This is a genomic window from Streptomyces sp. NPDC057486, from assembly GCF_042802415.1.
In the GTDB taxonomy this organism is placed as follows: domain Bacteria; phylum Actinomycetota; class Actinomycetes; order Streptomycetales; family Streptomycetaceae; genus Streptomyces; species Streptomyces yanii.
Window position 1 is genome coordinate 1 of the sequence record NZ_JBHVEE010000273.1, and the last position, 4,016, is coordinate 4,016.

The 4,016-nt window shown below is 69.3% G+C and carries 3 protein-coding genes and 1 pseudogene; 3 read left to right on the plus strand and 1 reads right to left on the minus strand.

Annotated elements, in window-relative coordinates; translation table 11 throughout:
- Positions 1-1,187 (minus strand): PAS domain-containing protein (locus tag ACFU6I_RS47980; protein ID WP_384380748.1); only part of this gene is annotated, 1,187 nt, incomplete at its 3' end.
- Between the two features lie 465 nt (positions 1,188-1,652).
- Here ACFU6I_RS47980 and ACFU6I_RS47985 point away from each other — a divergent pair.
- From ACFU6I_RS47985 to ACFU6I_RS47995, 3 genes and pseudogenes are all read left to right on the plus strand, one after another.
- Positions 1,653-2,318 (plus strand): annotated as a pseudogene (locus tag ACFU6I_RS47985) (YhgE/Pip domain-containing protein); the annotation flags it as partial.
- Positions 2,319-2,385: 67 nt separating this feature from the next.
- On the plus strand, positions 2,386-2,706 hold the full coding sequence (locus ACFU6I_RS47990) for a hypothetical protein (RefSeq protein ID WP_384380751.1): 321 nt from the start codon (positions 2,386-2,388) through the stop codon (positions 2,704-2,706).
- Positions 2,707-3,338: 632 nt separating this feature from the next.
- On the plus strand, positions 3,339-4,016 hold a 678-nt coding region (locus ACFU6I_RS47995; protein WP_384380753.1), incomplete at its 3' end, for a hypothetical protein.

Consider the following 4,016-nt stretch of genomic DNA (forward strand, 5'->3'; position numbering starts at 1 on the left):
TCGGCGATGAGCCCCAGCATCAGATCGTCGAGGTGGGCCAGGATCTCCTCGGGCGCCAGGTCGAGATTGGCAAGGGTGCGCACGGCGGTGCGCAGCCGACCCATAGACGCCGCTGCGGTGATGCCGTGTCCGACCACATCACCGATCACCAGGGCGACCCGTGCCCCGGAGAGCGGGATGACGTCGAACCAGTCGCCGCCCACACCTCCGCCCGAGGGCAGATACCGCGTCGCCACCTCGACCGTCGCCTGCGCCGCGATCCGGCGTGGCAGCAGGAAGCGTTGCAATGCCAGCGCGGTATTGCGTTCCCTGGTGAACTGGCGGGCGTTTTCCACACCGAGCGCGGCCCGTCCGACGATCTCGTCGGCCACGAGGAGGTCGTCGTCGTCGAACGCCTCGCGCGGCGCACGACGGAGCAGGGTCGTCATCCCCACCACACTGCCGCGCGCCCTGACCGGGACCAGCATCAGTGCGCACGGGCTGAGGAACGGTGCGGCCGTTCCGAGCAGCGCATCGGTGGCGATCCAGCCTGCGCACCCCTGCGTGGGCACGACTTCTCTGCGAGAGGTCCCGTCGGACAGGCACTGCGCGCCCGGTGAACCCAGCGGGAACTGCACCAGACGCCCGACTGCCGCGATCCCCTCCGGCCCGTCGCCGTCGGTGCCCCTGCGTGCGACCCGCCGCAGCCGTTCGACGCCGGACAACGCTCCGTCAGGGGACTCGCCTTGCAGCACGGAGTCGAAGATATCCACGGTGATCAGATCGGCCAGGTCCGGAACACACACCTCGGCCAGGCCCTCCGCGAGGCTGAAGACGTCGAGGGTCCTGGCCGTCCACGCTCCGGCCTTGCTCAGCAGTGCGAGATACTCCCGGGCACGCCATCGGTCGGTGACGTCGAGAACCATGTAGCAGACCCCCCGCACCGCGCCCGAGTCGTCCTCCAGCCGGAAGAACGACGTGGAGTAGGCGTGTTCGCGGTCGGGTTCGGCTCGCGTACGGCCGTGGTACTCGACGTCGACGGCGGGCCGCCCGGTCGCCAGCACCTCCTGCAGGACCGACTCGATGGCGACCGCGTCGAGCCGTGGCAGCACATCTCCCAGACGCTTGCCCAGGCGTTCCTCTCGGCTCACGCCGCCGAGCTGCTCCAGGGCGTCGTTGATCCAGACGTAGCGCAGGTCGGTGTCCATGAAGGCCATGCCGATCGGGGACCGAGCCAGGAACTGTACCACCAGAGAGTGACCAGACTGCCACTCTCCGCCCTCGGAGGTGCGGTCTCCCCAAGAGCCGGAGGACATGGCGGACGGATCCGGTTCCTGGCCTTGGTCACTGGTTTTCATCGCTGCTTCGCCATGGCCGCTCGTGGCTGATGAGGTTGTCCTCTCCAGCATGGCACCGCAAGCGAGCCTCGGCGTGGGTGCGCCGGGTGCACCGTCCGTGCCGATTACGGGCGTACGCCGGCTGCACGGGCGGGCGCCTCCAGGATCGCCCGGGGCACCATAGGTGCCCAGAGCGAGCTGTACCGTCACAGCAGGCTCTGCGGGTGCCGAATAATCATCCTGCTTGGTCGAGCGGCATGTCGGTACTCGCACCGGGTCCGCCGAGCTACGGGACAAGGTCTCCTGGAAGAAGGCGACCGCCGCACCGCCGACGACCTGCTCGCCCGGGGCAAGGTGTTCGGCGCGCTCGTCATCCCGGAGGACTTCTCCGCCTCCGTGGCCGCACTCGCCGGGCCGCCCCAGCACGAACCGCACCCGCCGACCATCACGGTGCTGACCAACCCCGCGACCGGAAGCTTCGGCTCCGGCATGGCCGCCGAGATCAACCGAAAGGTCGTCGCCAACACCTCCGCGCAGGTGGGCCGCGGGCTCACCCAGGAGCTCGGGCGGCAGTCCGCGCAGCCCTCCGCGTCCGCCCACGCCGGCCGTCCCGCCGCGCCCGGCGCCGCCGCCCAGCTGAAGATCGCCGACCCCGTAAAGGTGAACGTCGAGGAGGGGCACCCGCTCGGCGCCCACAGCGGCCTCGGACTGAGCGCCTTCTTCTACGCCCTCGTCCTGGTCCTCGGCGGCATGCTGGGCGCCAACGTCATCCACACCCAGGTGGACACGGCGCTCGGCTACATGGCCAACGACAAGGGCCCGTTCCGCCTCGTCAAGCCCGCCCAACACATGACGCGGATGCACCACTTCGTGGTCTGCTCGGTGCTCATGGTCGTCCTGTCGATGCTGACCTCCGCGCTCGCGATGGCCGGCGCGGTCGGCGTCGTCGGCATCGACACCTCACATCTGGGCCTGCTATGGATCTTCGGAACATGCGCCACGGCCGCGATGGGGCATCACCGCGCTGGCCCTGCTCGCCGTCTTCGGCACCCCCGGCCCCATCGTCTCCATGCTGGTCCTGATCGGCCTGGCCATCCCGTCGGCCGGCGCCACCATCCCGCTCCAGGCGCTCCCGGACTTCTACCGCCTCCTGGCAGAATTCGAGTCGTTCCGCCAGGTGGTCGACGGCGTCAGGTCCATCCTCTACTTCGGAGCGCGGACCGACGCAGGACTCGGACGCGCTTGGACCATGACCGCCATCGGCTTCGCCGGATCGCTCCTCCTCGGCCTCGTCCTCACCCGTCTCTACGACCGCAGGGGGCTGCACCGCTCGGCCCTCCAGCTGACCGACCCCCAGCCACAGCCCGGGCCGCGGACCGTTCCGACCTGACCGACAAGACACCCCCAGCCATCCGCGGCCGAGTCAAACGCTGATCTCAACAACCGCCCTCACGCGCAAGCCGCCACGAGTGCCTGATCCCCCGCCGACCGGCGGGGGCCGTTGCTGAATGAGCGGCAACCAGTCGTCACAGCAGCCAGGCAGACAGTCCTCGAAATACAGATCCTCGTACGAGGGGCGCGGACCTCGGAAAAGCGGGCGCTCCGGCTCGGCAACCAGACACGCGCAGGAGGGTCTGAGTGCTCTCGTGCGGCCAGTAACCCAGAACCTGAGTGGCTTTATCGACCAGCAGTGACGTCACTTGCCGATGGGCTTGGGAGGTGCCCCGATCCACGGTCGGGCGATGTTGAGTTTGGGAGGCACGGTGGCTCCCGCGAGCGTGGGGGTCGTGTCGCTACTGGTCTCCGGCAGGCTTCTGCCCTCACGCTCTGCCGGTCGTGGCTCTTCTGGATCTTGCCTAGTAGAGCTTGTACCAACCGTTGTCACCAGTCCCCCACGACCGTCGGCCCCGAATCGGAAGGACGGAGAAGGAACCCGGCCCGGGGGCGGCTCGTCACAGGGGCAGTACGGCCTCCACCTTTCACCGCACAGCCTTCGTCACCGCCACCGTCCAGGGGGACCCCATGCGTACACGCGCCGCACGAACCGTCGATCTGCTCGTCGTATTCGCCCTGTTCACTGCCGGAACCGGCGCCATCACCGGTTGCGGCAGCGAGAAGGCCAGAGGCGGCACACAGGTCCGCGACGCCGACCCGGCGCCCGAGTCGAAGGCCCGCGCCCGCCAGGTCGCCGATGCCTGGGACGGCTCCAAGGCCGCGGAGGTGTGGGCCAAGGGCTACTACCCGATGAGCGAGGTGGTCCAGCTGCCCGAGAACGCCTTCCGCAACGGAGACGACAAGCTCGCTTACGGGGCCCGGAACCTCGTCCTGCGCGGCGAGCTCCCCGCCACGTCGCAAAAGGACGGGCAGGTGAAGTGGGAGAGCGGAGGCTCGCTCACGTTGCCCCTGATGGGGGCGCGGGAGGCGTTCGCAACTGTGGCCGACGGCAGCACCGACGAACCACACCTCACCGTGACCGGGGTCAAGCTGGGTGAGATGTCCCTGGCCACCAGCCGTGGCCCGGCGACAGTTCCGGCCTGGTCGTTCGCCCTGGAGGGCTACGACACCCCGCTCAAGCGGGTTGCCCTCAGCCCGTCGAAGCTCCCCGAGGCGCCCATCAAACCGGCCGGGGAAGTACCCACCGACGAACTGGCGCCGCTCGGCCGGATGATCGGGGTGGCTGGGGACGGCCGGACCGTCACA

Coding starts and splice junctions, on each gene's coding strand:
- ACFU6I_RS47990 (WP_384380751.1), top strand. CDS start 2,386: ATGCTGGTCCTGATCGGCCTGGCCATCCCGTCGGCCGGCGCCACCATC.